We start from the raw sequence: 26995 nt of genomic DNA on the forward strand, positions 1-26995 counted from the left end.
CGAACTCACCTCCCCCTGGGAAGGCCGAGGATCCGCTCGGCCACGATGTTCCGCTGGATCTGCGAGGTGCCGGCCGCGATGGTGTACGACAGTGAGGACAGCCGGTCCAGGGTCCACTCCCGTCCCAGATCCAGGGCTTCGGGGCCGAGGACCTCGGCGGCGGCGTCGAACAGTTCCTGGCGGGCGTGCGAGTAGCTCAGTTTGAAGACCGAACCGCCGACGCCGGGCACTCCCCCGGTCCCCTGCGCCTCGCTGACGTTCCACTGGGTGAGCCGCCACAGCGCGCGGAACTCGGCGTTCAGCCGGCCGAGACGGCGGCGCAGCACGGCGTCGTCCCAGCGTCCGTTCTTCCGCGCCTCGCGCGCGACCTCGGCCAAGACGCGTCGGCAGGCGACCACTTCGCCCACGAAGGCGGTGCCGCGCTCGTAGGACAGCGTCACCATGGTCACGCGCCAGCCGTCGTTCTCGGCGCCGACGCGGTTGGCGACCGGGACGCGCACCTCGTCGAGGAAGACCTCCGCGAACTCGGTGGAGCCCGCGAGCGTCCGCAGCGGCCGGACGGTGATCCCTGGTGCGTCCATCGGCATCGCGAGCCAGGTGATGCCCCGGTGCTTGCGCGCGGCGGGGTCCGTCCGCACCAGGAGCTCGCACCAGTCGGCGACCTCGGCGTGGGAGGTCCAGATCTTGGACCCGCTCACCACGTAGTCGTCGCCGTCCCGCCACGCGCGCGTGCGCAGGGCCGCGAGGTCCGAGCCGGCGCCCGGCTCGCTGAAGCCCTGGCACCAGACCTCCTCGCCGCGCAGCACGGGCGGCAGCCAGCGCGCCCGCTGTCCGGCGCTCCCTTCGGAGGCGATGGTCGGACCGGCGTGCAGCAGCCCGACGAAGTTGGCCCCTACGTAGGGAGCGCCCGCGTTCTCCGTCTCCTCCAGGTAGATGAGGTGCTGCGTCGGGGTGGCGCCCCGGCCGCCGGCGTCGACGGGCCAGTGCAGGCCCGCGTACCCGGCGTCGTACAGCATGCGCTGCCAGCCGAGGTCGTACGCCCGTCGCGCGGGCCAGTCGTCCGGGGACGGTTTCGGCGGCAGCGTCGGAAGGACCCCGGCGAGCCACGTCCGCAGGCGCGCGCGGAACTCCTCCTCCTCGAGCGTGTACGTCAGGTCCACTACAGGTCCAGGTCCAGCATGCGGATGGCGTTGCCCCGCATCAGCTTGTGGATCGTCTCGTCGTCGAGGCCCTTCACATGGTCGAGGGCGACTTCCTTGGTGTGCGGGAAGGTCGAGTCGACGTGCGGGTAGTCGGTCTCGAAGGTGGCGTTGTCGCGGCCCACCACGTCCAGGGACGCCACGCCGTGCTTGTCGCGGAAGAAGCAGCAGAAGATCTGCCGGTAGTAGTACGTCGACGGGGGCTCCGGGATCAGGTCCCTGACCCCGCCCCAGGCGCGGTGCTCCGACCAGACGTCGTCGGCGCGCTCCAGGGCGTACGGGATCCAGCCCATCTGGCCTTCGGAGTAGGCGAGTTTGAGGCGCGGGAACTTCACCAGGACGCCGCTGAACAGGAAGTCCATCATCGAGGCCATCGCGTTGTTGAAGGACAGCGAGGCCTGGACGGCTGGGGGCGCGTCGGGGGACGCGGCGGGCATCTGGGAGGACGAGCCGATGTGCATGTTCACCACCGTCCCGGTCTCCTGGCAGACCGCGAAGAACGGGTCCCAGTGGCCGGAGTGGATGGAGGGCAGCCCCAGGTAGGTGGGGATCTCGGAGAAGGTGACGGCCTTCACGCCCCGGGCCGCGTTGCGGCGGATCTCCGCGACGGCGAGGTCGATGTCCCACAGGGGGATGAGGCACAGCGGGATCAGCCGACCGCCGCTGTCGCCGCACCACTCCTCGACCATCCAGTCGTTGTACGCCCGCACACAGGCCAGGGCCACTTCCTTGTCGTGCGCCTCGGCGAAGGTCTGGCCGCAGAAGCGCGGGAAGGTGGGGAAGCAGAGGCTGGCCTCGACATGGTTGAGGTCCATGTCCTTGAGGCGCTCGACGGGGTCCCAGCAGCCGCGCCGCATCTCCGCGCGGGTGATGCCCTCCAGCGTCATCTCGTCGCGGTCGAAGCCGACGGCGGCGATGTTGCGCTTGTACGGGAACTTGAGGTCCTCGTAGATCCACCAGTCGGTCGGCGGACCGTCCGGGTCCATGGTGATCTGGTACTTGCCCGCGACGTAGGCGAGTTCGCCGATCCCGGCGGTGAGCGGCTGCGGACCGCGCTCCCGGTACTTCCGCGGCAGCCAGGCCTCGAAGAGGTGCGCGGGCTCGATCACATGGTCGTCGACGCTGATGATGCGGGGCAGTTCGGTCATGGTCCCCTCCGCCTGCGTACGGGTCCGTCCGCGGGTGTCCCCCACGACGTATCTGATGGGTCGTCAGATATCTGTTCAGAAGCAGGCTAGCTCCGCGCCTATGGACCGACAAGGCGGCGGGCCCTACGCTCTGCGCACGATCTGACTGCCCGTCAGCTTCGGGCGTCGAAGCGAACGACCGCAGGGGGCCGAAGTGAACGACACCGCACACGCCCTGAGTTCCGCGCGCAGGCTGTGGGATCTGGTCGCCCGCCGTGCCGACCTCACCCCCGACCGGCCGGTCCTGCTCCAGGACGACCGCTCCCTGAGCTTCGGCGAGTTGCGCGACCGCGCCGAGCGGGTGGCGGCGGGCCTCCACGACAAGGGCGTACGCCCCGGCACGGTGGTCGCCTGGCAGCTGCCCACCCGGATCGAGACCGCCCTGCTGTCCTTCGCGCTGGCCCGTATCGGCGCGGTGCAGTCGCCCGTCATCCCCTTCTACCGCGACCGCGAAGTCGGCTTCGCGTTGCGGGAGTCGAAGGCGGAGTACTTCGCCGTGCCGGGCGAGTGGCGCGGCTTCGACCACACCGCGATGGCGCACCGGCTCGGCGCGAAGAACGTCTTCGAGGCGTACGACACGCTGCCCGACGGTGATCCAGCCGTCCTGCCCGCCCCGCCCGCCGACGGCACCTCCGTCCGCTGGATCTACTGGACCTCGGGCACCACCTCCGACCCCAAGGGCGTGCTGCACACCGACCGTTCACTGATCGCAGGCGGCTCCTGCCTCGCCCACGCGCTGCGGCTGTCCGCCGACGACGTGGGCTCGATGGCCTTCCCGTACGCGCACATCGCCGGGCCCGACTACACGGTGATGCTGCTGCTGTACGGCTTCCCGGCCGTGCTGTTCGAGCACTTCGCGCTGCCCGCCGCCCTGGAGGACTACCGCAAGCACGGCGTGACGGTGGCGGGCGGATCGACCGCGTTCTACTCGATGTTCCTCGCCGAGCAGCGCAAGCGGCCCGGGGAGCCGGTCATTCCCACACTGCGGCTGCTCGCGGGCGGCGGAGCCCCGAAGCCGCCCGAGGTCTACCACTCCGTGGTCCGGGAGATGGGCGTGCAGCTCACCCACGGGTACGGGATGACCGAGGTCCCGATGATCACGATGGGCGCTCCGGACGACACGGTGGAGAACCTCGCGACCACGGAGGGCAGGCCCCCACACGGCATGGAGATACGGATCGTGGACCCGGCGGGAGCCTCCCGGCCCTGCGGTGTCGACGGGGACGTACGGCTCCGGGGGGAGGCCGTGTGCCAGGGGTATCTGAACCCGGCGCAGACGGCGGAAGCGTTCGACGGGGACGGGTTCCTGATCACCGGGGACGTGGGGCATCTGACCGAGAGCGGTCACCTCGTTCTCACCGGCCGGGTGAAGGACGTCATCATCCGCAAGGGGGAGAACATCTCCGCCAAGGAGATCGAGGACCTGCTGCACCGGCACCCGGCGGTCGGGGACGTCGCCGTGATCGGCCTGCCCGACGCCGAGCGCGGGGAGCGCGTCTGCGCGGTCGTCGAACAGCCGCCGGGAGCAGCGGAGTTGACGCTGGCCGCGGTGACGTCGTATCTGCGCGGAGAAGGCCTGTCCGTGCACAAGCTGCCGGAGCAGCTGGAGGTCGTGGACGCCCTTCCGCGCAACGAGACGCTACGGAAGGTGCTCAAGTACCGGCTCAGGGAGCACTTTTCGGGGTGAGGTCCGGTCGGCCGGCCCGGTCCACACGGGGTCGGCCGTCCGAGGTCCCGGAGCGGGCGGACCGACCCGTCCCGGGTTGAGCGGTCGGCCGGACCGGTCCCCGCACCGGCCGGCCGGGGTGAGCGCCGGCCGGTCCCGGAGCGCCCTATTCCGGCACCGTGAAGTAGCGGGCGAACGCGCTCACGACCTCCGTCTCGCCGATCCGTCCGTCGGCGTCCGCGTCCAGGGCGGCTGCCGCGTCGGCGGCGATGTCGTCACCCACTCCGAGGGCCCTGAGAACGCGCGTGGTCTCCTCGACCGTGGCCACGCCGTCCCCGTCGGTGTCCGCCACCGCGAGGGCCGCGTGCAGGAAGGGGCGGGCGATCTCGGCGAACCGGTCGGGGTTGTCGCGCAGCCGCTTCACGGCGCCGCTCACGAACTCCTCGCGGGTGATCCGCTGGTCGCCGTCCCGGTCCGCTATCCCGGCCATGCCCTGCCAGAACGCCTCGGCTCCGATGTACAGGGCCTGGCCCTTGTCCGACCTGGCCGTCGTACCGAACTCGGCGAGAAGTGCCTTGGTCGCGGCATTGAAGTCCTCCCGGTCGATATAGCCGTTGCCGTCCTGGTCGAATCCGGCGAACCGGGCGGCAATCCTGCGCTCGTACTCGGTACTGACCATGGTGTGTTCGGACCGCCTCACTTCTCAGCCGGCCTGAGCCGGACTGCACTTCATCTGGGACGGAGCGTACGACGCCCGAGTCGGCCGGGGAGCCGGAAAGCGACGGTTGTACCAAGACCGCAAAAATTCTGGAACAACGGCGTGGCCGTGCGTCGCGCAACGAGCAGGGGGCGTCACTCCGGGCGAGCGCGGGGCAAGGGTAGGGGCGGGGCAGGGGCGGGGGCACGGTTCCGGGGCGGGTGCGGGCGACCGAACGGAAGGCGTGGCGGCCGGTCGGTCACGCCGACAGCGGGCGGGACTCCTCGTCGACGGCCGCGTCGACGTCTGGGTACACGTCGAAGAGACGGCGCACGCCGAGGGCCCCGAGGACGCGGTTGACGTGGGAGCCGTCGGCCGCACCCTGGGCGGGCAGGATCAGCCGCAGACGCCCCCGGCAGGAGCGCATGAGACGGCGGGCCGCGATCAGGACACCGACACCGCTGGAGTCGCAGAACACGACCTCTGAGAGGTCCAGGACGATGCTGTGCCGGCCCGCGGCCACCACGTCGTGCACGCTCTGGCGCAGCGCCGGCGACGTCACGAGGTCGAGCTCGCCCGACACCCGCAGCACGGCCCACTCGCCCTCCTGGCCGCCCACGGCGCCCGGACCGCCCGTACTCCCTCTCCCTGCGCCGCCCGCGCCGCCGTCGCCGTCGGTCACGTCGGTCACGTGGGTCACCTTGAGCGTCACCGCCACGCCTCTCGCTCGCCTCGCCCAGCAGAAACGGAAGCACTCCGTACGCTTCCTTCCAGCGCGGCTGCCCCGCCGTAGTTCCATGAAACACGGATCCCGCCAGGAAGAAACGCCTGTGTACGGTCGAAAATGCTTCAGGAGGGTTCCCTTTCGGTCGTGTACGACCAGTTGCGATCAGATCTAGGGACGGAAGTGGCGCGCCTCTACCATCCATCGCCTGTCCAGGGGCGCACATTGATGCAAAGGGGCGTGCGTCGTCGGACGTGCCGACTACATTCAGGACAGCAGTTGCGCACAGGCTGGACAGCAGCACCGCATGGCTGGACAGCGGCAGGGGACACGACCGGGACACCTGCCGGACACGGAGACAAACGGACACACGGACGGGCGCCGGACACGACCAGGGGTGAGGGGGCCGTATGGCGACGCAGGACGCACCGCCCCGCTGGGACCGCAAGATGCAGCAGCGGCTCTCACGCGGAGAGGCGGCAGCGCTCGGTGAGCTCTACGACCGGTTCGCCTCGCTCGTGCACGGTCTCGCCCATCGTGTGCTCGGAGACGAGCGGGCCGCCGACGGGATCACCCGCGAGGTCTTCGCCCACGTCTGGGAGAACCCCGACGCCTACGACCCCAAGCAGGGTCCGCTGCGCTCCTGGGTCGCCACGCTGACCCACCGCCTGGCCGTGCAGCGCCTGCGCGCCACCGAGACCGCCGCACTCGCCCAGGGCGGCGACGGCACCGCCGAGGAACTGGAGCGCAAGGTGCGCAGCGCGTCCGTCGCCGCCCGCGCGGACTACATCGTCACGTCCATGCCGACCCCGCTGCGGGCCGCCCTGGAGCTCGCGTACTTCCAGCGCCGTGACTACCGCCAGGCCGCCGCCGACCTCGGCGTCACCGAGGACGAGGCCCGCCGCCGGCTCCGCCTCGGCCTCCAGCTCCTGTCCACCGCCCACGACACCGGACCCACCGGCGCACCGCCGGAATACGGGGGTGCGCGGTGAGCGAGGGAACGGACCGTTTCGAGTCGTTCGACGACGAGGACGGGCGCGAGGGCATGCATGCGGACGAGGGCGTGAACAGGCACGAAGGCGTGCACGAGGCCGGGCACGAAGACGTGCATGAGGTCGTGGACGAAGTCGTGCATGAGGTCGTGGACGAGGACGGGCACAGCGGCATGCATGAGGACGGGCGGGAGGACGTGGGCAGCGGCGGTGACGCCGCCCCGCGGCCGGACGGGCCGCCGCGCATACCCCTGCCGCGCGTCTCCGTGGAGGACACCGGACTGCCGCTGCCCGAACCGGCCGCCGCCACCGGACCGGCGCCGCTCGTCCTCGAACACCGGGTCCTGAAGTCGCTGCTCGGCGCGTGGGCGCTGGCCGCCTGCTCGGCGGACGAGACGACGGCCGTCGAGGAACACCTCGGGCACTGCGGCTCCTGCGCGGAAGAGGCGCTGCGGCTGCGCGAGGCGGTCGGGCTGCTGCACCCCGCGGAGAGCCTCGACCTGAACCCGACGCTGCGCACCCGCGTCCTGACGAGCTGCCTGGGCCGACGCCCGCCGCGTATCCCGGTACCCGAGTGGGCCGCTCCGTACGACGCGGAGACCGCCCGCCTCGACGCCCTGCTCCAGGACATCGGCGGCTCCGAATGGCACGCCCCCGTGCGGCTGCGCTGGTTCGAGGGCGACGGGCCCGTGAGCCGCCGTACAACGGTCGCCGGGGTCATCGCCCATCTGCTGACCGTCGACGGACTGGTCGCCGTCGCGCTGGGACTGGACGACCCGCTCGGCGGGGCCGAAGCGGAGCGGCCGACACCGCAGGACCGTACCGAGGCGTACTGGCGTGCCTCGCGTGTCCCTCCCACCCGGTCCGTGCGCGGGCCCTGGCGGGAGCAGAGCCACAGCATCGTCCGGACCGTGTCGTTCGTGGAGGGAGGCACCTCCCACGCGGGCGAGGCCGGGGGCGGGAAGGGCTCCGGGCGGCTCACCGTGGCGTACGGCGGCTTCGAGCTGCCGCTCAGCGACTCGATGCTGGACCGGGCCTTCGAGTGCTGGGTGCACGCGGGGGACATCGCGGACGCCGTGGACTACCCGTACGAACCGCCCGCTCCCCGGCACCTCCACCGCATGATCGACCTGGCCGCGCGGATGCTGCCCGTCTCGCTCGCCGGGCGGCGCCGGGCCGGGCTGTCGGCCCCACCGGCCCGCCATCTCGTCGCGGCGGGCACTCCGGGGCGCAGCCTGCGCCTCGAGATCGAGGGCTCCGGGGGCGGCGAGTGGCTCATCCCGCTCGATTCGCCCGGCTCCGTCGGCTCCGCCGAGCGCGAGGTGGCCCATGTCGCACTGGACGGGGTGGAGTTCTGCCGCCTGGCCGCGGGCCATGTGTCCCCGGAGGAAGCGGCCGCCGGACAGGACGGCGACCGCGAGGCCATCAGGGACGTGCTGTTCGCGGCGGCGTCACTGAGCCGGATGTAACCCGGCCGCGGCGGCGAACCCACGACCGCCCGACACCCGTGCCGGTACGTCCCCCTACGCCCTTGCGGGGTCACGCGGTCACGCGAAAATGACCGTCCGGCGACCGTTCAGCAGGATGCGGCGTTCCGCGTGCCACTTCACCGCGCGGGCCAGCGCCTGACACTCCACGTCACGGCCGATGGCGACCAGCTGGTCGGGGGTGACGCCGTGGCCGACCCGCTCGACCTCCTGCTCGATGATCGGGCCCTCGTCGAGGTCGGCGGTCACGTAGTGCGCGGTGGCGCCGATGAGCTTGACCCCGCGGGCGTGCGCCTGGTGGTACGGCTTGGCGCCCTTGAAGCTCGGCAGGAAGGAGTGATGGATGTTGATGATGCGGCCGCTGAGCTGCTTGCACAGGTCGTCCGAGAGGACCTGCATATAGCGGGCGAGGACGACCAGCTCGACGCCCTTCTCGCGCACCAGCTCCAGCAGCTGCGCCTCGGCCTCGGCCTTGGTGTCCCTCGTCACCGCGATGTGGTGGAAGGGCACGTCGTACGACCCCACGAGCTCCGCGAAGTCCGTGTGGTTGGAGACCACTGCGGCGATGTCGACGGGCAGCGCACCGATCCGCGCGCGGAAGAGCAGGTCGTTCAGGCAGTGGCCGAACTTGCTGACCATGAGGACGACCCGCATCCGGTCCTCGGCCCGGTGGATCTGCCATTCCATGTGGAAGGCGTCACCGATCGCCGTGAAGCTGGCGCGCAGCTTTTCCACCGTCACCGGCGACTCCGCCGAGAAGTGGACGCGCATGAAGAACAGACCCGTGTCGGGGTCGCCGAACTGCTGACTGTCCTCGATGTTGCAGCCGGTCATGAACAAGTAGCTCGACACGGCGTGCACGATGCCCTGCTTGTCGGGGCAGGACAGGGTCAGGACGTACTGCTCGGCGGCGGGCGCGCTCCCGCGGACGGACGGCTCATTCATGCGGGACAGGGTCCCATACCAGGCCCCCGCGGCGGAGTGCCGTCCCGCCACGCGGACGCCATGGAGGCACCCCCCGACCGCCGGCCCCCGGTCGAACCGCTAGGCCGACCGCGTAAGGATCCTCAGGACCTCGAGGGTGCGCGGAGGCGCGTCCGGGTCCTCGCCGTCGCTCGACGCCAGCCGTACGTGCGCGGCGCGCGCGGCCTGCAAGGCGTCCGGCCACCCCTGGTGGTCGAGATAGGCGGAGACGGGCGCGTCCGGTCCGACCTGGTGCATGATCCGCAGGACCCGCAGGACGGCACTGTCCACGAGGGCCGCCTCCTGGGAGTCCCGGAAGATCGTGCCGACGTACTTCTCGGCCGACCAGTTGTCCAGCCAGGTGTCCTCGACCAGGCGGTACACGGCGTCGGTGACGTCGCCGTACCCGTCGACGCCGGCGAGCCAGACGTCTCGTTGGAAGGCGGGGTCGGAAAGCATGTGCAGCGCGGAGCGCACATTGCTGCGCCAGCGCCACCAAGGCATGTCGTTCAGTGGCATGCCGCCCATGGTGGATGAGCGACGCCCGCGGCGGGAAGAGTTCTCCGAGTCTTGCACGGTCACCGATCGTACGTTCCCTGTGAAAATCAGTTCATCGACCCCTGTAATTCACCTCTACGTCACCCGGTGTCGACCACGGGTCACACAAGGGTTTTTCGTGTGGCGGAATCGTGCATGTCCATGACCGGTAGGCGACGTACTCGCACCACCACCCCCCTTTCGCCCCGGCCCCGCAAGGCCAAGCTGCTGTACGCGAGCGCGCTGGTCGCGTGTGCGTCGGTTGCCGTCGGATGCGGGGTCGTCCCTGGTGCCACGGGGGGCTCCGGGGATGGCCCCGTCAAGGTGATGACCTGGGCGCCGGAGAAGACCAACGCAACGAACAAGCCCGGAATGCCGGCGTTGGCGAAGGCCTACGCGCGCTGGGTCAACGCCCACGGCGGCATCAACGGCCGTCAGCTGGAGGTCCTCACCTGCAACGATCACAACGACTCCGTCGCCGCCGCGCACTGCGCCGAGCGGGCGGCCGACGAGAAGGTCGTCGCGGTCGTGGGTTCCTACAGCCAGCACAGCCGCTCGTTCCTCGCCCCGCTGGAAAGCGCGGGCATCCCCTACATCGGGGGCTTCGGCGTCACCGACGACGAGTTCACCAGCCCCGTCTCCTACCCCGTCAACGGCGGCCAGCCCGCGCTGCTGGCGGGCCTCGGCGAGCAGCTCGGCAAGAGCTGTGGTCCTGTCTCGCTCATCCGCCCCGACACGATCGCGGGTGACGAGCTGCCGGTGCTGCTCAACTCCGGCCTGAGGGCGCTGGGCCACTCGCGGGCCGCCGACCAGCGGGCGGCCGAGGACGCCACCGAGTACTCCCGGCCGACGCGGCTGGCGCTTCAGCACGCGACCTCCGAGTCGGCCGAGCAAGGCTGTGTGGTTCCCGCGCTCGGCGACCGCACGAACACCTTCATCGACTCCTTCCGGCGCGACAGCGCGGACTACCCGAAGGTGCACACCGGAACCGTCATCAGCAACGTCGACCAGTCGCAGATCGACGCCACCGGCGGCAGGTCGGGCCCCTACGAGGGTTCGTACGTCACCGGCTGGTACCCGACCGCGAACGACGCGCGCTGGAACGCGATGCGCAGTGTGATCAAGGAGGAGGCCTTCGGCGACAACCGGATCGATCCTGCCGACGCCGGAGTGCAGACCACCTGGATCGCCTACACCGTGCTGAAGAAGGTCATCGAGTCCCTCGGCGCGGGCGAGGTCTCGTCGCTCACCGTCCGGCGCGAACTCGACAGCGGCCTCAAGGTGACCACGGGCGGGCTCACGCCGACGCTCAGCTGGCGCTTCGACGACCTGACCTCGACCGGCGACTTCGCGCGCCTCGTCAACGCCGATGTCACCTTCCAGGTCATTCGCGACGGTCAACTGACAGCGCAGCGAGACGGGTTCATCAACATGGCGAAGACGCTGGCGAAAGCGGAATAGCCGCCCCGACCAACCCGGAAACCGGGACCAGGGACCCGAGACCAGGGACCCAGAACTCGGAACCCGGAACAGCGCTCACAACAAAGCCCGGCCCCCTCGCCGTTCAGCGAAGGAGCCGGGCTTTCGTGTGGATCAGAGCTGGGTGCGCATCACAGCCGAGTGCGGGTCACAACTGAGTGCGGGTCACAGCTGGGTGCGGGTCCGCTGCGTCAGTCCGTACTTGGACGCGATGGCGTTCCACAGCCTCGCGGCCTTCTCCTTCTGCGTGGAGGCCGTGCCGCTGGCCTGGTTGCCCGCCAGGGTCTGCCCGGTGGTGCGGCCGTGGCCCTTGTGGCAGCCCTTCTTGTCGTTCTTGACCTGGTCGGCCCAGGCCGCGTAGTGGTTGTCGGCCGCCGCGGAGGCCTTCCAGCCGTTGGTGAGGGCGGCGGCCAGCTCGTCGTGGTTCGGCAGCTTGTCGACCGCGAGGGAGGAGAGCCGGGTGACCAGCTCGCCGCGCTGCTTGGCGGCGTCCCGCAGATCACTGGCCGCCTGGTCGAGGTTGTTGCACACCTTCACGTCCGCCACGGCGTTGATCACCGAGTCACGGCTGCTGGTGCTGTCCGCGAGGAGCTTGTCCAGCTCGACGGCCTGTGCCTTCACCGGGTCGCCGGCGGCCGCCGACGAACCCTGCGTGGCGGGCGCGGTCGCGGCCACCGTCTTGCCGGTGTCGTCGTTGCCGCCGCCTCCGCCGCCGCCACTGAGCAGGGCGCCCGCGCCGACACCGAGCACGATGATGCCGATGCCGACGGCCGCGATCACCGGGACGCGTGAGCCGCTGCGGCCACCGCCGCCCGCTTCGTCGCCGTCGGAGGGGCCACCACGCCGGGCGGCGGCCCGGCCACCGGGCGCGCCCGGAACGGACTGCGCGCCGTACAGGTCGCCCCCGCCGCGCGGGGCCTGCGGGGCGGCCGCGTCGATACGCGGCAGCATCTGCGTCGATCCGGCCACTTCCGGCTCACTGCGGAAGAGATTGTCGAACTCCGCAGGGGGCTGCCGCTCCTCCGGCGCCCCGGCGGGCATCCCGTAGGACCCGGACGGCTGCGCGGGCACGGGCGGGATGTACTGCGTGGCGTCGGCGTCCGAGCTGGCGGCGGACGGCAGCGATCCGGTGCCGGGAACGCCCTGCGGCGTCCGGCCGAGGTACTGCGTCGCTTCGGACCGGACCTCAGGCGGCAGCGCGCCGGGGCCCACCGGCGGTATGAACTGCGTCGCTCCCTCGTCGCCCCCCGGGGCGGCCGGTATGTACGGAATGTACCGAGTCGCCCCGTCTTCGCCTCCGGGCGGCAGCGACGCACCCTGCTGTCCTGCGTGCCCACCCTGCTGCTCATGGGCCCCGTAGTTGCCGTAGCCGTCGTATCCGGCAGCGGCTTGCGAGTCGTGCGCCCCCGGCGCATAGCCGTTCTGGGCGCCGTACGACGAGGACTGCGGGTTCTCGGGCGGCAGCGGTCCGGAGCCGGATCCCTGCTGCGCGTAGCCCTGCGCCTGCTGTGCGCCGTGCGGGTCCGACGCCGGCCAGCCCTGGGGCTCGGAGGACGCGGAGGCCTCCCACGACTGGGTGGCGTTCACGGGCGCCCCCCAGCCGTCACCGGGCTGCGGGGCCGGGGCGGCCGACTGGTCGGGGCCCCACTGTCCGCCCCAGGCGGGAGCACTCGCCGGGGTCACCCGGTCACCCGTCGTACCCGGCAGCAGCGGCTCGCCACCGTCGGAGGGCAGCACGATGCCTTCGCGCGCGGGCCGCGCCGAGGGCTCCTCGCCCTGTCCACTCTGCGTCACCGGGACTCCTACGAATGGGGGACCTTCGGAATCATCGGCTCACGCTACCGGGTCCCCACAACCCCGTGCTACGCAGCACCTGCAGTGACCCCCGCACCGTGTGACACGGGTAACGAAACCGTCCCCGAATGCGCTGTATCTCACCTCCTTCGCGCACGGCGCCCCCGTTTTCCCGGCGTTCACGCCAGTACAGGCCATATGTTCATGCGCGCGGACCCGAAGGTGCGGAAGAGAAATGATCACACCCGCGCCGGACCCCAGGCGATCGCGCCACCGCTCCGCGACGACTCCCCAGGCCCTCGCAACAAGCTCACGCCGGAGCGCGCGGGGCACGGCTCGCACGGGGCACGGCTCGCACGGGGCACGGCTCGCACGGGGCACGGTTCTCATGGGGCGCACGCGGCGTGCGCCCCCAGCGGGACGCACACCGGTCCGGCCCCGCCGGGCGGCGGACGCTCAACCCACCTGCCCCACGCGTGCGTTCACGCCGCCGCCTGCAACTCCATGCGCGCCCCGAACTCCCGCACCACGGCCTCGTCCTGGAACGGCTCCAGGCGCTGCTGCAGGTCCTCCAGGTACTCGGAGCCACGGTTGGAGCGGAGGGTGCCGAGCAGTTCGACGGCGCGCAGGCCGGTGTGGCAGGCCTGCTCCACCTCGCGCTGCTGGACCTGTGCCGTGGCCAGCAGGACGTAGCCGATGGCCCGGCGGCGGGCACGCGACTCGGGATGGCCGGCCAAGGACTCCTCGGCGCACCGCGCGGCGGCCTCGGCCTGGCCGAGGTCCCGGTGGCAGTGGGCCAACTCGTCGGCCAGATAGGCCTCGTCGAAGTGCGCGATCCACGTCGGGTCGTCCCCGGAGGCCTCGTCGGCGTTCTCCAGGGCCGTGACGGCCCGCCCGGACGCCACCTGCGCGGCGCGCGCGTCGCCCATCAGCGCGTGCCCGCGCGCCTCGGCGGCGTGGAACATCGACTCCGCCCGCGGCGTCACCCGCCCGCGCGCCCCCTCCTGGGCCGCGCGCGCCAACTGCGCGATCTCGCGCGGGTTGCCGAGCTGAGCGGCCAGGTGGCTCATGGACGCGGCGAGGACGTAACCGCCGTACCCGCGGTCGCCGGCCGCCTGAGCGAGCCGCAGCGCCTGGATGTAGTAGCGCTGGGCGAGCCCCGGTTGACCGGTGTCGATGGCCATGTAGCCGGCGAGTTCCGTCAACCGGCTCACGGCGGCGAACAGTTCGCGTCCGACCGCCTCCCGGTAGGAACCGGCGAGCAGCCCGGAGACCACGCTGTTCAGGTAGTGCACGACGACCGGGCGCACATGCCCGCTGCCGTACTGGTGGTCGAGCTCGACGAGGGCCTGCGTCATCGCGCGGACCGCCGCCACGTCCGAGAGCCCGACGCGCGGGCCCGCCGAGCGGGCGACCTGCGAGTCCGGCGACGAGATCAGCCAGTCGCGGCTCGGCTCGACGAGCGCGGAGGCGGCGACGGACGACCCGGACAGGAAGTCCCGTCGCCCCACGTCGCTGCGCCACAGCTCGCAGACCTGCTCGATGGCCCCCAGTATGGTCGGCGAGAACTGGAGACCGACGCCGGACGCCAGGTTCTTGCCGTTGGCCATGCCGATCTCGTCGATCGTGACCGTCCGGCCGAGCTTGCGGCCGAGCGCCTCGGCGATGATCGCCGGAGCCCGTCCCCTCGGCTGCTGACCGCGCAGCCAGCGCGCGACGGACGTCTTGTCGTAGCGCAGATCGAGTCCGTGCTCCGCGCCGCACATGTTGACCCGGCGGGCCAGCCCGGCGTTCGAGCAGCCCGCTTCCTGGATGAGTGCCTGCAGTCGTTCGTTCGGCTGCCTGGCGATGAGAGGCCTTGCGGCCATGGCGTACCCCCTGTGGCTGCGGTGCCTGCCCACGCACCGAGTTGACGTGTCCTCACCGGCCGAGCACCGAAAGAAGCCGGCCAGGAAGATCAATGCCCCGCAGACATGCCAAAGATGCGAGACATGTGAGGATTGCCGGGGTAAGGGCGGTTGCCCGACCCCACCCCTGATTACCCACTACCGGCTGCCGTTCCCCCTGCGCGCCCCCACACGTGCATCCATGCGCCCCAGGCGGGGAATCGATGCTCCTCCCCCGCGCGCGTGTCCCCCGTAACCCGAGGTGGACGCGGGAGTTGAGATCCACGTGGAAGAGACCATCGCAGGCACCGAGTCCGCACAGATCCCCCAGCAGCGTGGCGAATCGCTGCAGGAAGCCGCCGTGCGCTATGCCGAGGAACGCCACTGGGACGTGTTCCCCGGCACCTGGCTGGAAGTGGCCGGCGGGGTGCAGCTCTGTTCCTGCGGCGAGCCTGCCTGTCCCGTGCCCGGGGCGCATCCGGCGCGCGAGGACTGGGCGACCCAGGCGACGGGCAGTGCGACCGTCGCGCGGCGGCTCTGGTCGATGCAGCCGACGGCGTCGATCCTCCTGCCCACGGGGCGTACGTTCGACGCGATCGACGTGCCCGAGACGGCCGGGTTCCTGGCACTCGCCCGCATGGAGCGGATGGAGCTCACCCTCGGGCCGGTGACGTGCACACCGGACCGGCGCATGCACTTCTTCGTGCTTCCCGGCGCCGCGGCGAAAGTCCCCGATCTGGTACGGACGCTGGGCTGGCCGCCCGCCTCGCTCGACCTGGTCGCGCTCGGCGAGGGAGCCTATGTCGCCGCGCCGCCGACCCGGTTCGGCTCCCAGGGGGCCGTGCAGTGGGCCTGCCGGCCGACGCCCGCGAACCGCTGGCTGCCGGACGCGGAGGAGCTGATCTCGCCGCTGGCCTACGCCTGCGGACGGGATCGGTAGAGGTACGCAGGGTTTCGTGGAGGTCCGCAGAGATCGGCAAAGGTCCGCAGTGATCGGCGGATGCCGCGGAGGGCCGCAGTGATCAGCGGGGCTCCGTGGAGATCGACAGAGACTGGCAGGGACGGGTAGCAGGCGGCCGTGGGCCCTTAGGGTGCCTGTATGAGCGAGGGAGCGAAGGACGGCGGTGTGCCCGCCGTACGTGTGCGGGGGCTCTGGAAGCGGTTCGGGGAGCAGGTCGCCGTGGCCGGGATCGATCTGGAGCTTCCCGCGGGGCAGTTCATCGGACTCGTCGGGCCGAACGGGGCCGGCAAGACCACCACCCTGTCGATGGTGACCGGGCTGCTCAGGCCCGATCAGGGCACCGTCGAGGTCGTCGGTCACGACGTGTGGCGCGACCCGGCGGAGGTGAAGGCGCGGATCGGCGTGCTGCCCGAAGGGCTGCGGCTCTTCGAGCGGCTCTCGGGGCGCGAACTGCTCGGCTACACCGGCCGGTTGCGGGGTCTGCCCGGCGACGAGGTCGACAAGCGCGCCGCCCAGCTCCTCGACGTCCTCGACCTCGCGGGCGCGCAGCACAAACTCGTCGTCGACTACTCGACCGGCATGCGCAAGAAGATCGGTCTGGCCTGCGCCCTCCTCCACAACCCCGAAGTCCTCTTCCTCGACGAGCCGTTCGAGGGCGTCGACCCGGTCTCCGCGCAGATCATCCGCGGTGTACTGGAGCGGTACACCGCGTCCGGCGCCACCGTCGTCTTCTCCTCGCACGTGATGGAGCTGGTCGAGTCGCTGTGCGACTGGGTCGCCGTCATGGCCGCCGGACGCATCCGCGCGCACGGTCCGCTCGCCGACGTACGCGGCAGCGCGCCCTCGCTCCAGCAGGCCTTCCTGGAGCTGGTCGGCGCGCACGGCCGGGGCACCACGGCCGACCTGGACTGGCTGGGCGGCGGGGCTCCCCGGTGAGCGCCGGCACCGGTGTCTCCGCCGCGTCGATCACCCCCGTCGTCGTACGCCTGAAGCTGTCGCTCCTGCGCAACGGGCTGCGGCAGTCGGCCGGGCGGCGGGCCGCGTTCATCGTGTCCACGGTGCTCGTGCTGCTCTTCGCCGCGCTCCAACTGCTCGGCCTGATCGCGCTGCGCGGCAACGCGCACGCCGCCGCCGTCGGCGTCCTGCTCGTGGCGATCCTGGCGCTCGGCTGGGCCGTGATGCCGCTGTTCTTCCCCAGCGGCGACGAGACGCTCGATCCGACGCGGCTGGTGATGCTGCCGCTGCGGCCGCGGCCGCTCGTCCGGGCGCTGCTGGCCGCCTCCCTGGTCGGTGTCGGGCCGCTCTTCACGTTCTGTCTGCTGCTCGGTTCGGTGATCTCGGTCGCGCACGGGGCGGCGGCCTACGCGACGGCGGTGGTCGCCCTCGCGCTCGCCCTGCTGGTCTGTGTGGCACTCGCGCGGGCCGTCGCGGCCGCCAACATCCGGCTGCTGTCCAGCCGCAAGGGCCGCGATCTGGCGGTGCTCAGCGGCCTGGTCGTCGCCGTCGGCGCGCAGCTGGTCAACTTCGGCGCGCGGCGGCTCGGTTCGGCGGGCGGCCTGTCGAAGCTGGACCCGGCGACGGACGTCCTGCGCTGGATCCCGCCCGCGTCGGCGATCGGCGCCGTGGACTCGGTGAGCGACGGATCGTACGGGGCCGGCATCGCCCAACTCGCGCTGTGCGCGGCCGCCCTGGCGGGGCTGCTGGCGCTCTGGTCCCGTCATCTGACGCGGCTGATGACCTCGCCCGACGGGTCCACGCTCCAGGCAGCGGAGCCCGCCGGCCGGGAGCGCGGCTCGTCGGGGATCGCGCGGCTGCTCCCGGCCGGGCGTACCGGGACGGTCATGGAGCGCAGCCTGCGGTACGTGTGGCGCGATCCGAAGACCAAGGCGGCGTGGGTGACCTCGCTGGCCATCGGGCTGATCGTGCCGGTGTTCAACGCGCTCCAGGGCACCGGCTCGGTCTACTTCGCGTGCTTCGCGGCGGGGATGCTCGGGATCCAGATGTACAACCAGTTCGGGCAGGACACGTCCGCGTTCTGGATGGTCGCGCTGACGATCTCCTCGACCCGCGACGCGTACGTCGAACTGCGTGGGCGGGCGCTGGCCCTGCTGGTGATCACCCTGCCGTACGCGACGCTCGTGACCGCCGTGACGACCGGACTGCTCGGCGAGTGGGGGAAGTTGCCCGAGGTGCTCGGCCTGTCCTTCGCGCTGCTCGGCGCGATGCTGGCGACCGGCGCCTGGTCCTCGGCCCGCTTCCCGTACTCCATCCCCCAGGAGGGCTACAAGAACGTGGCCCCCGGTCAGGCCGGCCTCGCCTGGATCGCCATCTTCGGCGGCATGGTCTCGGCGGCCCTGCTCGCCGCCCCCGTCATCGCCCTCACGATCTGGCTGAACGTGAGCGCGGACGGGGACCGGTGGAGCTGGCTGCTGCTGCCCGCGGGGGCCGTCTACGGAGCGCTGATCACGCTTCTCGGGCTCCGGCTGGCGGCACCCCGGACGGCCCAGCGCCTGCCGGAGATCCTGGCGGCGGTCAGCAAGGGTTGAAACCTCCCCTCCCTGATGGGAGGGGATTCCTGGCTCAGGCCGCCTCCTGGAGCAGCGCTCCAGGAGGTCTTGCGCCCTCGACGCCAGCCGGGTCGAGACCGGCCCGGATGAGCATCACGCGTGCGGAGTTCTTGTCCCTGGGGGACACGGCTTTGCACGCGGTGCAGGTGTAGGTACGTTGCGACAGCGGCAGTGCGTGCTTGGTTCTCGCTCCGCACTGTGCGCAGTCCATGGTGGTGTGCGCGGGGTGCACGAGGCGGACGTCCCGCCCGTGCTTGCGGCCCATCTCGATCAGGGCCTTCTTGGTGGCGCCGATGGCTGCGTCGGCGGCCTTGCGGGCCATGGTCGACTTGGCGAGGAACTTCGGCCGGAAGTCCTCCACCGCGATGGCGTCGTGGTCGTGCACGACCTTCTTCGCCCTTCCCCAAGCTCTCCGACAAGCTCCGAGCAGGGGAGACCCCATTCGTCCGGTGTCCTGCCGCTGCCGGGCGACCTTCTTGTGCGCCTTGGCGCGCAGATGCTTCGCCTCGCGGTAGCCCTTCGACGCAGCCTGCCCCCTGGCTGGTCTGCGGCGGGCCGTCATCCGGTCGTACCGGGTCAGCTTCGCCCGGGCCTTCCTGCCGTGTTCGGGGTGGGGCAAATCGTGGGCGTCCGGCGTGGTGGTGGCGGTCTCCTTCACACCCCAGTCGATCCCGATCACCCGGCCGGTCTGCGGCAGCGGCCGGACTTCGGCGGGGACGACGAACGAGGCGTACCAGTGGCCGAGTCCTCGCAGCGGCTCTGCGGGCGCTCCGCGCCCCAGGAGACCGCACACGGCGACGCCCCACACGGCCGTCACGGGACGCGATTCCTCCCCGGCGTGAACGCCGGAACATCCTCGCAAGAGTCAGGTGAACGCGTGTCGGCGGCGCCGTTCCTGTCCCGCTCCGGCGTGCTCGGCCGGGCAGGTCCTAACCGGTGAGCACGCCGTCCAGGAACGGCTCGATGGCGGCGCGCCACGCCTCGGGCTGGTCGTAGTGCACGAGATGGCCGGCGTCGGCGACCTCCGCGTACTGGCCGCGCGGCAGGACCCGGACCATCTCCTGGGACTCCGCCCGGCCGAGTTCGCCGTCGAGTCCCCGTACGACCAGGGCGGGGCACCGGACCTGGGCGAGCTCCTCCCAGTGGGCGTCGTACACCCATGTCTGGCGGGACTTGAGCATCTGTTCCGGTTCGAAGACCGGGCGCCAGCCGTCGGACGACTCGTGCATCACCTCGGCGTAGAACTCGCCGCGGGAGGGATTGCGGCGCTCCACCCAGGGGTCGTCCTCGCCGAACCACTTCCGTACGTCGGCGAGCGTGGCGAAGGGGACGGGCCAGGCCTTGAACCAGTCCTCCCACTCGCGCTGCGAGGCGGCACCCAGTGCCGAGGCCCGCATGTCGCAGATGATCAGGGCGCGGACGAGATCGGGGCGTTTGGCGGCGAGCTGCCAGCCGGTCAACGCGCCCATCGCATGGCCGATGAGGACGGCCGGTCCGAGACCGAGCTGGTCGAGGGCGGCTTCGGCGTCCTCGACATAGACCTCACGGGTGTACTCGGCCTCCGGGGCCTTGTCGCTCTGGCCGTGTCCTCGCTGGTCGAGGGCGATGGCTCGGTGCCGCTCGGAGAGCCAGCGGGCGGTGGACGCCCAGTGCGAGGCGCGGCCCATGAGACCGTGCAGTAACAGCACGCCGGGTGCCTCGGAGGCCCTTGGCGGGTCGCTCTTGGGAGGATCGGCGAACTCCCAGGCAGCGAGGCGTACGCCGCCCGCTCCCGTCACGTCGATGCGCCGCACCATCGGTAATGGCACCCCCCTAGCTCGCTCGGACCGACCCGCTCCCGCACGTGCCGGCCGGTCCACTCGTACCGCTTCCTGCCGCTGTTCCTGCCGTGTTGCCCGGTGTCCCTATGTGTACTCCCGCCACATCGCCACGTTATCGAATGGGGTTTCGAAACTGGCCCTTCCCGCCGCAACACCCCTCGTTCGAGTGACCACCCGCAAGGATTGATCGCCGCCCCCGCGGGGAGATCTTCTGCGGGAGGCGGACCGCTCGGGGAAAACGGTCCGAGGGGAATGACCCTGGGAGCTCGGGGCTCCGGGTCAGCACAGGGGAGGACAGGCCCCGGCGCCGGATGGCGCCGGGGCCCTCTCCACATCTGCGGCACATCCTTACGCCCCCTCCCCGACCGCGCACCATCGCTCTCGGACACGGTCAAGAGCCCTCAGGTCATATGCCTCACGCGACAGCCTCGCACGCAAACGGTCCGGGCGCTGCGATTCCGCACACTGAATCTTCGTATCGACCAGGTCGCGAAAACATCACAACTGCCTCTGCTGTCACAGCAGTTGACACACCCGGGGTGCGGCGGACCGCGTGCGCCCCACGGTGTCCGGCGAGCGCCCGGACGCCGACGTGGAGGTCAGCGACCGCTGACCCCTCGGCCGGCGCCCGGGAGCTGCCCCTCGCGGGCACCGGAAGCGCGGATGGAGAAAAAAGCCGAGATCCGGAACCTCGGATACCGGAACCATGGATACCGGAGGCCCGGACACCGGACGCCCGGGACCGGGAGCGCGGACACCGGAACAGCGCATACCGGAGGCCCGGATACCGGAAGCATCGCTACCGGTACGCCCGCCGACGGTGTCAGCGCTTGGCGACGAACACATGGGAGGCAACGTCGGCCTCCAGCTCCGCGGCCTCGCCGCCACTGCCCACGAGGACCCCGCCGGCCGACTCGGTCACGCTGACCACGGAACCGGGCTGCACGCCCGCCCGCCGCAGCGTGTACATCAGCTGCGCGTCCGTCTGGATGGGCTCACCGATCCGCCGTACGACCACGGTCTTGCCGTCCAGACCCGGGTCCAGCTCGGCCAGCGACACCATGCCCTCGTCCAGGAACGGGTCCGCGCCGTCCTTCTCGCCCAGCTCCTCCAGGCCCGGGATCGGGTTTCCGTACGGCGACTCGGTCGGGTGGCGCAGCAGCTCCAGCACGCGCCGCTCCACCGCCTCGCTCATCACGTGCTCCCAGCGGCAGGCCTCCGCGTGCACCTGCTCCCACTCCAGACCGATCACGTCGACGAGCAGACACTCGGCGAGGCGGTGCTTGCGCATGACGCGCGTGGCCAGCCGCCGTCCCTCGTCGGTGAGCTCCAGATGCCGGTCGCTTGCCACCGCGACCAGACCGTCGCGCTCCATCCTCGCCACGGTCTGGCTCACCGTCGGGCCACTCTGGTCGAGCCGCTCCGCGATCCGGGCGCGCATGGGGACAACGCCTTCCTCCTCCAGCTCGAGGATGGTGCGGAGATACATCTCCGTGGTGTCGATCAGTCCGGACATTCGTGCCCCTCGATTAGCTCTGCCGGAGACTCGATGGCCCACCGGCGTGTGCGCTGGCCCTGAACTCAATTCTGACGCATAGCACTGACAACCGTGCCTCGCCGTTGAAACCGCTTGGTGCCCAATGCCCTGGAATCCGTGGGGGCGACGGACCCGGCCGGCCCGCGCGCGCCCCGGCGGCCGTGCTCGGCAGCGCCCCCGAAGGCCGTATTGACAGGGCACTGGTCCAGACCGCAACGTGATCCGCGACACGACGGGAGTACGGCCGCACCGGGGCGACCCGTTCAGCCGCCCACCCGCCCTGCGCCGATCCGACGCCGACGAGACGTCCAAGCCGACGAGACTTCTAAGGGGCTTCGCCGATGAGCGACAGCAAGCTGGCCGGGCAGTTCTTCGACGCCGCGATCGGCCTGCTGCGGCAGGTACGGGACGAGGACGCCGGGGAGATCGAGGCGGCCGGGACCCTGATCGCCGACACCGTCGTCGACGGCGGCCGGCTCTTCGCCTTCGGCGCCGGGCACTCCTCGCTGGCCGCGCAGGACATCGTCTACCGCGCGGGCGGCCTCGCCCTGATGAACCTGCTCGCCGTGCCGGGCGTGGTGGGCGTCGACGTCATGCCCGCGACGCTGGGCTCCGCCCTGGAGCGGGTCGACGGTCTGGCCGCCGCGGTCCTCGACTGCAGCCCGCTGCGTTCCGGCGACCTGCTGGTGATCATCTCGCTCTCCGGCCGCAACGCGCTCCCCGTGGAGATGGCCATGAACGCCCGCGCCCTGGGGGTCAAGGTCATCGGCGTCACCTCCGTCGCCTACGCCACCGAGACGACGTCCCGGCACGTGTCGGGCACCTACCTGAAGGACCACTGCGACCTCGTCCTCGACTCGCGGATCCCGGTCGGCGACGCGGAGCTCACCATGGACTCCATCGAGGCACCCTTCGCCCCCGCCTCGACCGTCGTCACCTCGGCCCTGCTCCAGGCCGTGATGGCCACCGCCGCCGGAGCCCTCGCGGACCGCGGCATCGAACCGCCCCTGCTCCGCTCGGGCAACGTCGACGGCGGCCACGAGTGGAACGGACGGGTCATGACGGAGTACGGGGACCGGATCTTCTACCGGCGCTGAGGGGCTCTTCCGTCTGCCGGCGCCGAGGGGACAGGGCGCCGGCGGACACGACGCCGACGGGGCTCCGAAGGCGTCCTCAGGCCTTCCTGGTCAGCTCCTCCAGGTCCAGGGCCATCGCGATCCGTACGGCCACGTCCTCCGCGTACATCGCGTCCGCGCGCTCGAACCGGTTGCGGCCCGCGCTCCGCAGGAAGGTCACGACTCCCAGCGTCCGCCCGCGGCTGCGCAGCACCGCGCACAGGGCGTGCACGGAGTCCCGCGGCCACTGCCGGGCGAGCGCCCACTCGCGTGCCTGCTCGGCGTCGGCGGCGGCCGCGTCGGCCCGTACCGATCCGGCGCGTTCCACGCACTGGAGCGCGGGGTGCCCCTCCCCGTAGCGCAGGGGCAGTCCGGCCTTCCCGGTGATGAGGCTCGGTCCGGGCGACCCGGCGGGGGTGGCGACGGTCCGGACGAGCCGCACGGGCCTCTCCCCGTCCGCGATCCGGCCCCCGGCCACCCGGTCGACCAGGGCGTGGTCGGCGAAGCCCGCCAGGGCGAAGTCGAGGTGGACGGTGGCGGCCTCGCCAGGGTCCTCGCACTCGGCCGCGGCCCGCGCGGCGCGATGCAGCTGGTTGGCGCGGAAGCGCAGCAGCGCCGCCTCCTGCTCGGTCTGCTTGGCCTCGGTCACGTCCTGGAAGAGCCAGCCGACGCCGAGCGGTACGGGTTCCTCCGCGAGCGGCGAGGCGAGCCGCAGGAAGCCGCTCAGCCAGCAGCGCCGCTTCTCGCCCTCCGGTGTGCGGACGCTCACCCACATCTCCGCGGGTGCCGGCGGCGCGCCTTCGGACAGGACGTGCGTGAGGGCGCTCTCCAGTTCCTCGACGCCCTGGGAGAGCAGCTCTCCCAGAGGCCGGCCGAGGACGGAGGTGCGGCCGGTCCCGAGGGCCTGTGCGGCGTGCGCGTTGACCACGGCGGGCCGCAGGTCCGCGTCGACCAGGACCACGCCCCAGCCGGCGTCCTCGAAGAGCGCCTCGCTCAGGGCGATGGACCGTTCCAGGTCGATCTGTGTGTGCACCTCGCTGAAGGCGCAGTACACCCCGGCGGGCTTGCCGTCCGGTCCGCGGACGGCGGCGGACTGGGTGCGGACGAGCACCCGGCCGCCGTCCTTGGTGAGAAGCGCGAACTCATGCACCTGGCGGCCGGGGGCCTCCATGGCGGACATCAGCCGGGCCTCGACCTCCTCGGCGTCCGCGGTCCGCACGGCCCAGCCGGCGAATCCGCGCCGCCCCACGGCCTCGGCCGTCGTCCACCCGAGAATGCGCTCGGCCTCGCGGTTCCAGTGCGTGAGGACGCCGTCGGCGTCGAAGGCGCACAAGGCCGCGTCCATGCCGTCCAGCAGGGCGGCAAGCAGATCCGAGCCGTCCCGCTCGGGCTCGTCCGGCCCCAGCTCGTCGGTGGTCCCACTACGCCGGGAAGCACTCACCTGGACCCCCTGCAGGCTGCGTCCGCGTGTACGGCGCGACAGTTCACTCGCTCGTCACTATTCAACTCGAACGTGACCCAGCCCACACCTCGTTCCCCGAAGATGGGAAGAAATCGCTGTACGCCGGATTTCCGCACCGCCCGCCCCGGAGGCCCCCGTCCGGTACTTCTCCGTGAATCGCTTCCCGGTAAATCGCTTGAGGCTCCTCGGATGTCTTCCTAGAGTGCTGCCCACGTAGGAGAGGAGGTGGTTCGGCTCATGACGGAAACCCGGACATACGAGGTGGCTGCGGGCTAGCGGCCCGTTGTCGGACTCGGTTCGGCGCCGGACCAGCATGTGTGATGTGCATGCAGCCGGCCCAATCCAACGCAGTCACCCGACCCGCGAGCTCGCCGGTGCGTCCGGCCGGCCCCATCGCCGCCAGGCGGAGGGACCCGAGCTCGCGGGTCGTCTGCGTTCGGCCCCGGGGAGCGTTCGGCCCGGGGAGCGTTCGACCCGGATGAGCGGTCGGCCCTGATGGGCGTTCGACGGGAGTGATCCAGGTCACAGGTGGATCGCGGGGACGGCAGTACGCTGTGGCCATGCCTCCGATGCTCGTTCGACGCCGCCACGTGGACTACGTGCGCGTCACGAGCATGGGCTGTCGGCGCTCCGCCTGACCCAGCCCCTTCGCACGTTCACCCGACACCCGTTGGCCCCCGCCCCATCCCTGGCGGCCGCCCGGGCACCCGTACACCCCGCGGACGCATCTCATGACGACTGACATGTCTTCCACGCCTGCCCCGACCGGGCGGAGCATCCCCTCGTACCAGCAGCTTCCGATCATCGATCTCTCCGCGGCCGACCGCGGCCCCCAGGCACGGGCGCTGCTGCACGCGCAGTTGCACAGCGCCGCCCACGACGTGGGGTTCTTCCAGCTCATCGGGCACGGCGTGAGCGAGGCCGAGACCGGCGCGCTGCTGCGGGCCATGCACCGGTTCTTCGCGCTCCCCGAGGCCGACCGGCTGGCCATCGACAACCTCGGCTCGCCGCACTTCCGCGGGTACACACGGACGGGTGACGAGCGGACCGGCGGCAGCCGGGACTGGCGGGACCAGCTCGACATAGGCGCCGAGCGGCCCGCGCGGACACCCGGTCCCGGTGAGCCCGCGTACTGGTGGCTCCAGGGGCCGAACCAGTGGCCGGCCGCGCTGCCGGAGCTGCGGACGGCGGCGCTGGTCTGGATCGAGCGGCTGAGCGCGGTCGCCGCGCGGCTGCTGCGCGAGCTGCTGACCGCCATCGGGGCGCCGGCGGGCTTCTACGACCCGGTCTTCGGCGAGCGGGCGCATCCGCACCTGAAGCTGGTGCGGTATCCGGGGAGCGCGGGCGACGGCGCCGACCAGGGCGTGGGCGCGCACAAGGACTACGGGTTCCTGACGCTGCTGCTCCAGGATCAGGTCGGCGGCCTTCAGGTGCAGCGCGAGGACGGCCGCTTCCACGACGTGCCGCCGCTGCCGGGCGCCTTCGTGGTCAACCTGGGCGAGCTCCTGGAGGTCGCGACCAACGGGTATCTCGTGGCGACCAACCACCGGGTGGTGAGCCCGGCCGGGGCCACCGAGCGGTTCTCGGTGCCGTTCTTCTACAACCCGCGCCTCGACGCCCGGATCGAGCCGCTGCCCTTCCCGCACGCGTCGGCCGCGCCCGGCGTCACCGACGATCCGTCGAATCCGCTGTTCGCGGAGTACGGCTTCAACGAGCTGAAGGGCAAGCTGCGGGCGCACCCGCTCGTCGCCGCCCGCCACCACGCGGAGCTGCTCACTCCCGCGTGATGACCGGCGGCGGGCGCGGGTCGGTGCGCGGGGTCAGCGCGCGATGCCCCCGTAGCCCTCGATCTCCTGTGGGCTCCGCGAGCCGGGGCCCACGTAGTGCGCGGAGGGGCGCACCAGGCGGCCCGTGCGCTTCTGCTCCAGGATGTGCGCCGACCAGCCCGCGGTACGGGCACACGTGAACATGGACGTGAACATGTGCGCCGGGACCTCGGCGAAGTCGAGGACGATGGCCGCCCAGAACTCGACGTTCGTCGCGAGGACACGGTCCGGGCGGCGGGCGTGGAGCTCGGCGAGGGCGGCCTTCTCCAGGGCCTCGGCGATCTCGAAGCGGGGGGCGCCCAGCTCACGCGCGGTGCGGCGCAGCACCCGCGCGCGCGGGTCCTCGGCGCGGTACACGCGGTGACCGAAGCCCATCAGGCGTTCGCCCTTGTCGAGGGCGTGCCGGACGTAGGCGTCGGCGTCCCCTGTGCGCTCGATCTCCTCGATCATGCCGAGGACGCGGGAGGGGGCGCCGCCGTGCAGCGGACCCGACATGGCTCCCACGGCGCCGGAGAGCGCGGCGGCGACGTCCGCGCCCGTCGAGGCGATCACGCGCGCGGTGAAGGTGGAGGCGTTCATGCCGTGCTCGGCGGCCGAGGTCCAGTAGGCGTCGACGGCGGCGACGTGCTTGGGGTCGGGCTCGCCGCGCCAGCGGATCATGAACCGCTCGACGACGGAGTGGGCCTTGTCGATCTCGTTCTGCGGGACCATCGGCAGGCCCTGGCCGCGGGCGGACTGGGCGACGTACGACAGGGCCATGACGGCGGCGCGGGCGAGGTCGTCGCGGGCCTGCTGCTCGTCGATGTCGAGGAGGGGTTTGAGGCCCCAGACGGGGGCGAGCATGGCGAGCGCGGACTGCACGTCGACGCGGATGTCGCCGGAGTGGACGGGGATCGGGAACGGCTCGGCGGGCGGCAGGCCGGGGTTGAAGGCGCCGTCGACGAGGAGTCCCCAGACGTTGCCGAAGGAGACATGGCCGACCAGGTCCTCGATGTCGACGCCCCGGTACCGGAGAGCGCCGCCCTCCTTATCCGGTTCGGCGATCTCCGTCTCGAACGCGACGACTCCTTCGAGTCCGGGTACGAAGTCGGACATC

General features: G+C 71.6%; 21 protein-coding genes and 1 pseudogene. 9 read left to right on the forward strand and 13 right to left on the reverse strand.

Features of this window, described 5'->3' with window-relative positions:
- Positions 1-5: 5 nt before the first annotated feature.
- Both ACZ4N5_RS22515 and ACZ4N5_RS22520 read right to left on the reverse strand, forming a co-directional pair.
- On the reverse strand, positions 6-1160 hold the full coding sequence (locus ACZ4N5_RS22515; protein ID WP_467758843.1) for an acyl-CoA dehydrogenase family protein: 1155 nt from the start codon (positions 1158-1160) through the stop codon (positions 6-8).
- Positions 1160-2347 carry an amidohydrolase family protein gene (locus tag ACZ4N5_RS22520; protein ID WP_467758844.1) on the reverse strand — a complete coding sequence of 396 codons (1188 nt, stop codon included), beginning with the start codon at positions 2345-2347 and terminating at the stop codon, positions 1160-1162. The genes ACZ4N5_RS22515 and ACZ4N5_RS22520 overlap by 1 nt, the downstream gene beginning before the upstream one ends.
- Before the next feature lie 193 nt (positions 2348-2540).
- Between ACZ4N5_RS22520 and ACZ4N5_RS22525 the strand changes: the two genes are divergently transcribed.
- Positions 2541-4073 carry a class I adenylate-forming enzyme family protein gene (locus tag ACZ4N5_RS22525; RefSeq protein ID WP_467758845.1) on the forward strand — a complete coding sequence of 511 codons (1533 nt, stop codon included), beginning with the start codon at positions 2541-2543 and terminating at the stop codon, positions 4071-4073.
- A gap of 145 nt (positions 4074-4218) precedes the next feature.
- Here ACZ4N5_RS22525 and ACZ4N5_RS22530 read toward each other — a convergent pair whose 3' ends face one another.
- Both ACZ4N5_RS22530 and ACZ4N5_RS22535 read right to left on the reverse strand, forming a co-directional pair.
- A complete protein-coding gene (locus tag ACZ4N5_RS22530; RefSeq protein WP_467758846.1) occupies positions 4219-4731 on the reverse strand; it encodes an EF-hand domain-containing protein in 513 nt (170 codons plus the stop codon).
- Between the two features lie 277 nt (positions 4732-5008).
- Complete coding sequence (locus ACZ4N5_RS22535; protein WP_355847427.1) at positions 5009-5368, reverse strand: STAS domain-containing protein; 360 nt, start codon at positions 5366-5368, stop codon at positions 5009-5011.
- Positions 5369-5883: 515 nt separating this feature from the next.
- Here ACZ4N5_RS22535 and ACZ4N5_RS22540 point away from each other — a divergent pair.
- A complete protein-coding gene (locus ACZ4N5_RS22540) occupies positions 5884-6465 on the forward strand; it encodes a sigma-70 family RNA polymerase sigma factor (protein WP_467758847.1) in 582 nt (193 codons plus the stop codon).
- Positions 6466-6638: 173 nt separating this feature from the next.
- Positions 6639-7934 carry a zf-HC2 domain-containing protein gene (locus ACZ4N5_RS22545; RefSeq protein ID WP_467758984.1) on the forward strand — a complete coding sequence of 432 codons (1296 nt, stop codon included), beginning with the start codon at positions 6639-6641 and terminating at the stop codon, positions 7932-7934.
- A 78-nt stretch (positions 7935-8012) separates the two neighbouring features.
- Here ACZ4N5_RS22545 and purU read toward each other — a convergent pair whose 3' ends face one another.
- Both purU and ACZ4N5_RS22555 read right to left on the reverse strand, forming a co-directional pair.
- Positions 8013-8897: a formyltetrahydrofolate deformylase gene (gene purU / locus ACZ4N5_RS22550; RefSeq protein ID WP_467758848.1), complete on the reverse strand. Its 885-nt coding sequence runs from the start codon at positions 8895-8897 to the stop codon at positions 8013-8015.
- A gap of 99 nt (positions 8898-8996) precedes the next feature.
- Positions 8997-9497, reverse strand: coding sequence for an SCO4402 family protein (locus ACZ4N5_RS22555; protein WP_361678488.1), 501 nt, complete (start codon positions 9495-9497; stop codon positions 8997-8999).
- Between the two features lie 117 nt (positions 9498-9614).
- On the opposite strand from ACZ4N5_RS22555, the gene ACZ4N5_RS22560 reads away from it, so the two are divergent.
- On the forward strand, positions 9615-10913 hold the full coding sequence (locus ACZ4N5_RS22560) for an ABC transporter substrate-binding protein (protein WP_467758849.1): 1299 nt from the start codon (positions 9615-9617) through the stop codon (positions 10911-10913).
- Between the two features lie 183 nt (positions 10914-11096).
- Here ACZ4N5_RS22560 and ACZ4N5_RS22565 read toward each other — a convergent pair whose 3' ends face one another.
- Positions 11097-12725 carry a hypothetical protein gene (locus ACZ4N5_RS22565; RefSeq protein ID WP_467758850.1) on the reverse strand — a complete coding sequence of 543 codons (1629 nt, stop codon included), beginning with the start codon at positions 12723-12725 and terminating at the stop codon, positions 11097-11099.
- Between the two features lie 482 nt (positions 12726-13207).
- Positions 13208-14593, reverse strand: a complete 1386-nt coding sequence (locus ACZ4N5_RS22570; protein ID WP_467758851.1) for a transcriptional regulator — start codon at positions 14591-14593, stop codon at positions 13208-13210.
- Between the two features lie 304 nt (positions 14594-14897).
- Between ACZ4N5_RS22570 and ACZ4N5_RS22575 the strand changes: the two genes are divergently transcribed.
- The 3 genes from ACZ4N5_RS22575 (at position 14898) to ACZ4N5_RS22585 (ending at position 18118) form a co-directional block, all read left to right on the forward strand.
- Positions 14898-15551, forward strand: coding sequence for a bifunctional DNA primase/polymerase (locus ACZ4N5_RS22575; protein ID WP_467758852.1), 654 nt, complete (start codon positions 14898-14900; stop codon positions 15549-15551).
- Positions 15552-15710: 159 nt separating this feature from the next.
- Positions 15711-16508 (forward strand): ABC transporter ATP-binding protein, encoded by a 798-nt coding sequence (locus tag ACZ4N5_RS22580; RefSeq protein WP_467758853.1) that lies wholly within the window; start codon positions 15711-15713, stop codon positions 16506-16508.
- The gene (locus tag ACZ4N5_RS22585) at positions 16505-18118 is read left to right on the forward strand and encodes a transporter (RefSeq protein WP_467758854.1); all 1614 of its coding nucleotides are present in this window, start codon (positions 16505-16507) and stop codon (positions 18116-18118) included. Before ACZ4N5_RS22580 ends, ACZ4N5_RS22585 begins: the two co-directional genes overlap by 4 nt.
- A gap of 34 nt (positions 18119-18152) precedes the next feature.
- On the opposite strand, the pseudogene ACZ4N5_RS22590 reads toward ACZ4N5_RS22585, so the two are convergent.
- The 3 genes and pseudogenes from ACZ4N5_RS22590 to ACZ4N5_RS22600 form a co-directional block, all read right to left on the reverse strand.
- Positions 18153-18914: pseudogene (locus ACZ4N5_RS22590) on the reverse strand (RNA-guided endonuclease InsQ/TnpB family protein); the annotation flags it as partial.
- A gap of 154 nt (positions 18915-19068) precedes the next feature.
- Positions 19069-19935, reverse strand: a complete 867-nt coding sequence (locus tag ACZ4N5_RS22595) for an alpha/beta fold hydrolase (protein WP_467758855.1) — start codon at positions 19933-19935, stop codon at positions 19069-19071.
- 847 nt (positions 19936-20782) lie between these two features.
- Positions 20783-21475: a metal-dependent transcriptional regulator gene (locus tag ACZ4N5_RS22600; RefSeq protein WP_261701816.1), complete on the reverse strand. Its 693-nt coding sequence runs from the start codon at positions 21473-21475 to the stop codon at positions 20783-20785.
- A 362-nt stretch (positions 21476-21837) separates the two neighbouring features.
- On the opposite strand from ACZ4N5_RS22600, the gene ACZ4N5_RS22605 reads away from it, so the two are divergent.
- Complete coding sequence (locus tag ACZ4N5_RS22605) at positions 21838-22593, forward strand: SIS domain-containing protein (RefSeq protein WP_467758856.1); 756 nt, start codon at positions 21838-21840, stop codon at positions 22591-22593.
- A gap of 76 nt (positions 22594-22669) precedes the next feature.
- On the opposite strand, the gene ACZ4N5_RS22610 is transcribed toward ACZ4N5_RS22605, so the two are convergent.
- A complete protein-coding gene (locus ACZ4N5_RS22610) occupies positions 22670-24052 on the reverse strand; it encodes a PAS domain-containing protein (protein ID WP_467758857.1) in 1383 nt (460 codons plus the stop codon).
- Positions 24053-24816: 764 nt separating this feature from the next.
- On the opposite strand from ACZ4N5_RS22610, the gene ACZ4N5_RS22615 reads away from it, so the two are divergent.
- On the forward strand, positions 24817-25860 hold the full coding sequence (locus ACZ4N5_RS22615; protein ID WP_467758858.1) for an isopenicillin N synthase family dioxygenase: 1044 nt from the start codon (positions 24817-24819) through the stop codon (positions 25858-25860).
- A gap of 33 nt (positions 25861-25893) precedes the next feature.
- Here the strand turns inward: ACZ4N5_RS22615 and ACZ4N5_RS22620 are convergent, their stop codons facing one another.
- A complete protein-coding gene (locus ACZ4N5_RS22620) occupies positions 25894-26994 on the reverse strand; it encodes a citrate synthase 2 (protein WP_467758859.1) in 1101 nt (366 codons plus the stop codon).
- Between the last annotated feature and the right edge of the window lies 1 nt (position 26995).

The organism is Streptomyces sp. NPDC026500 (assembly GCF_055567635.1).